The organism is Saccharopolyspora sp. NPDC000995 (assembly GCF_053599315.1).
The window spans coordinates 1-3,678 of the sequence record NZ_JBSFLZ010000246.1 but is presented as its reverse complement, the minus strand read 5'-3'; the positions used below and the strand labels follow the sequence as shown (position 1 = coordinate 3,678).

Below are 3,678 nucleotides of genomic sequence, written 5' to 3'. Positions count from 1 at the left end.
GACGCGGTCGCACCCGGTGACGAACACCGGTGGATGAACGTCGACGAGACGCTGAGCCTGCTGCTCTCGCACAACCTGTAATGGCCCTCCCGAAGCGCCGCACGCCAGGCGACCGGCCGCGGGACCTGGCGGCGCTGAAACCTGAAAACTCCGCCACGCTGCGCTGCATGCGGGGAATTCGTCGCCGTCGAATACTTCGCAGTACCGCTATGGCAATTCCGCACGCAGGTACGTGATCCTGGCCATACTGACCGCGAGGTCGGGCATCCATGGCAACAGCAAGCACGCAGTTCATTCCACCGCAGCCAAATTCGTTGGTGCCGTCGGAATCGGGCGCGGTCCCCGCGGCAATCCCTTGTGGCCGCTCGTCGGCGGTAAGTGGGGCCGCCAGTTCTGCGGGGCGGCGGGCCTGCACCGTTCACCTCCGCCCACCGCGTGCCTCATGGACGGAGGCCGGTGAGGGCCACCCACCAGCTCAGGCCACCCACGGACCCAGCAGGAGAGACCTTTTTCCGGCATCGAACGCCGACGTCAAGAAGTGGTCCTTGAGGGCCTTTCCGGCCGTGTGCTCGGCGTAGCGCGCACCTCCCGGGGCGTCGGCGTTAACGTCCCGTAGCTCGGGGTGCTCTGCGTGGAGCGCGCGGACGTAGGGGGTCAGGCGCTCTGCCACGTCCTGGCAGGTCCGTTCATCGGCGTCGAAGGACAGGTTGTCGAACTCCGCGGCCACAGGATCGTTGGGAAGGTTCTGCAGCATCTCGGCGTACTCACTTATTTGAGGTCTCGCCAGCCGCATCCGGCGCCTTCGCGACGTACCCACTTGCGCCGGGCGGACCTGCCGAGGGCTTCGTAGGCGATCCAGAGCCGACGATGTCAGGCTGCGGCGAGCGCAAGCGTTCACGCTGACCGTGGCTGAGGTCAAACGCCTGTTCATGCTGGTCACCCGCCGGCTTCTGTCCGAGGCGCATCATCTGCACTGGGTCTGGTGGCGACGACGACACCAAGCCCGCGCCCGCTGGTACCACCACCGCACCCGACTCCGTCGGCAAATCGGGCGAACATGACAAAATCAAAGTGCTGCTGCCGTACTAGCTTGCTGTCGCCCACGGCACGACCTTGGCGAACTCCTCGGGCTCGCAGCTGAAGTTCACACCGGTCGCGGACGCCAACGAGCACGCATTGGCACGCTCCGGCTGCGGTTTCACCTGGTCTTCGCCGTTTGGACGTCCGGCCGATACCGAAGCTTGATCGACCGGGCCCTCTTGGTTCACCCAATCGGGCCAATATGCCTCGGTGACTTCACACCTGCGCAATACCCGCCACGCACTCGCGGCGGTCACTGTTGTCGCTGTTAGCGGGTTGACCGTGCTGGTCCCACCCGCTGCGGCGGCACCGAGCACTGGCCCGGTCATCGCCGAGGTGTACGGCGGCGGCGGGAACTCCGGCGCGCACCTCACCCAGGACTTCATCGAACTGGTGACAGGCGGCAGCACCGCGGCGGACCTGACCGGGATGAGCGTGCAGTACCTGCCGGCCTCGCCGACCGCGAACAGCCGCTGGCAGGCCACTGCGCTGTCCGGTTCGGTCGAACCGGGCGCGCGTTACCTCGTCGGCGAGGCCAAGGGCGGCGGCGGCACGGCCGAACTGCCCACACCGGAGGCAACGGGGTCGATCAACATGGCGGCGGCCTCTGGCACTGTGGCGCTGGTCGAGGGGACGACCCCGCTCACCTGCCTCACCGCCGACGACTGCGAGGCCGACTCGCGGATCGTCGACCTCGTCGGCTACGGCAGCGCGGTGGTCCGGGAGACCGGCCCGGCTCCTGCGGGCAGCAACACCACCTCCGTCCACCGCCCCGGACTGGTCGACACCGACGACAACTCAGCCGACTTCGCGGCCGGCCCGCCGACCCCGGAGAACTCCAAGGGCGAGAGCCCCGGCGAGCCCGGCGGTGGGGTGACCGACACGCGCATCCACGACGTCCAGGGCATCACCCGGACATCGCCGATGACCGGCAAGGTCGTTCGAGTCCCCGGCATCGTGACCGCGACGCGGACGTTCGGCTCGGCGCGTGGTTTCTGGCTGCAAGACCCCGAACCCGACAACGACCCGCGCACCAGCGAGGGCATCTTCGTCGTCACCGGTTCGGTGACGACGGCCGTCGCGGTCGGCGACGCCGTCACCGTAACCGGTGCGGTGGCTGAGTACCGCCCCGCGTCCGGCACCCCGACGACGACCGAGCTCACCAGCGCCACCTGGACCACCGCCTCGCGCGCCAACGAGCTGCCCGATGCGGCCGCGATCACCGAGGACGTGGTGCCCGACCAGTACGTCCCGGAGCCGGGCGGCAGCATCGAATCGCTACCTCTGGAGCCCTCGAAGTACGCATTGGACTTCTGGGCGGCCCACGAAGGTGAGCTGATCTGCATCGTCGACGCGCGGGCCGTGGGCGGGACCACCGCCTACAACGAGCTTTACGTGACCACCAAGCCGAAGCAGCGCCCGACTGCCCGCGGTGGCTCGGTGTACCTCGGCTACGACGAGACCAACAGCGGGATCGTCAAGGTGCAATCGCTGATCCCGTTCTCCGAACGACCGTTCCCGCAGGCCAACGTGGGTGACGTTCTCGCCGGTATCACCTCGGGACCGGTCGAGTACAGCCAGTTCGGCGGATACACCGTCCAGGCCTCGATCCTCGGCGAGCTCAAGGACAACGGTCTGGTGCGCGAGGTTACCCGTCCGCAGAAGGGCGGCGAGCTCGCGGTGGCGACCTACAACGTGGAGAACCTGTCGGCCGTCGACGAGCAGGCCAAGTTCGACGGGCTGGCCAGCGGCATCGTGAAGCACCTGTCCTCGCCCGACATCGTCACGCTGGAGGAGATCCAGGACAACAACGGGCCCGCAGGTGCCAACGACGGCGTAGTGGCGGCGGATCAGACGCTGAAGCGCTTCGTCGACGCGATCGTGGCGGCGGGTGGCCCGCACTACGAGTGGCGGCAGATCGACCCGCAGGACATCTCCGACGGTGGCCAGCCGGGAGGCAACATCCGGGTGGGCTTCCTGTTCAACCCGAAGCGGGTGTCGTTCGTGGACCGTCCGGGCGGTGACGCCACGACCGCGGTCGGTGTGGTGGCCGAAAACAACGGCAAGCTGCACCTGTCGGTGTCCCCCGGCCGGGTCGACCCGGGCAACGCGGCGTGGCAGAACAGCCGCAAGCCGCTGGTCGGCGAGTTCGTCTTCCAGGGCAAGCCGGTGTTCGTCGTGGCGAACCACTTCGCTTCCAAGGGCGGCGACCAGTCCGTGCACGGGATCAACCAGCCACCGAACCGCAGCTCCGAGGTGCAGCGCGGGCAGCAGGCCGAGGTCCTGCGCGCGTTCATCGACAAGCTGCTCGCGGCCGATCCGATGGCGAACCTCGTGGTGGCCGGCGACCTGAACGACTACCAGTTCTCGCAGACCCTGCAGACCCTCACCCGGGATGGTGCGCTGACGGCGTTGATCAACACCGTGCCGGAGAACGAGCGCTACAGCTACGTGTTCGAGGGCCGCTCGCAGGCCCTGGACCACATCCTGGTGTCGCGGGCACCTAGGCCTTCATCAAGCGTGTCGGGTGGGTAGATCCGGCCTGAGGTAAGGCAAAGGCCTTATCCTGCTTGGGTTTGCGACTCCAACGCATCCCAA

At 67.7% G+C, this 3,678-nt stretch carries 2 protein-coding genes and 1 pseudogene; 2 read left to right on the top strand and 1 reads right to left on the bottom strand.

The window, feature by feature from the left end; translation table 11 throughout:
• Positions 1-475 precede the first annotated feature (475 nt).
• On the bottom strand, positions 476-793 hold the full coding sequence (locus ACWDKQ_RS35395; RefSeq protein ID WP_450143109.1) for a hypothetical protein: 318 nt from the start codon (positions 791-793) through the stop codon (positions 476-478).
• 106 nt (positions 794-899) lie between these two features.
• Between ACWDKQ_RS35395 and ACWDKQ_RS35390 the strand changes: the two are divergent.
• Positions 900-1,061, top strand: a pseudogene (locus ACWDKQ_RS35390) (IS701 family transposase); the annotation flags it as partial.
• Positions 1,062-1,302: 241 nt separating this feature from the next.
• Positions 1,303-3,615 carry an endonuclease/exonuclease/phosphatase family protein gene (locus ACWDKQ_RS35385; protein ID WP_450143110.1) on the top strand — a complete coding sequence of 771 codons (2,313 nt, stop codon included), beginning with the start codon at positions 1,303-1,305 and terminating at the stop codon, positions 3,613-3,615.
• Positions 3,616-3,678 lie beyond the last annotated feature (63 nt).

Excerpts from the sequence above, each read along its gene's own strand:
- ACWDKQ_RS35395 (WP_450143109.1), bottom strand. The coding sequence starts at position 793 with ATGCGGCTGGCGAGACCTCAAATAAGTGAGTACGCCGAGATGCTGCAG.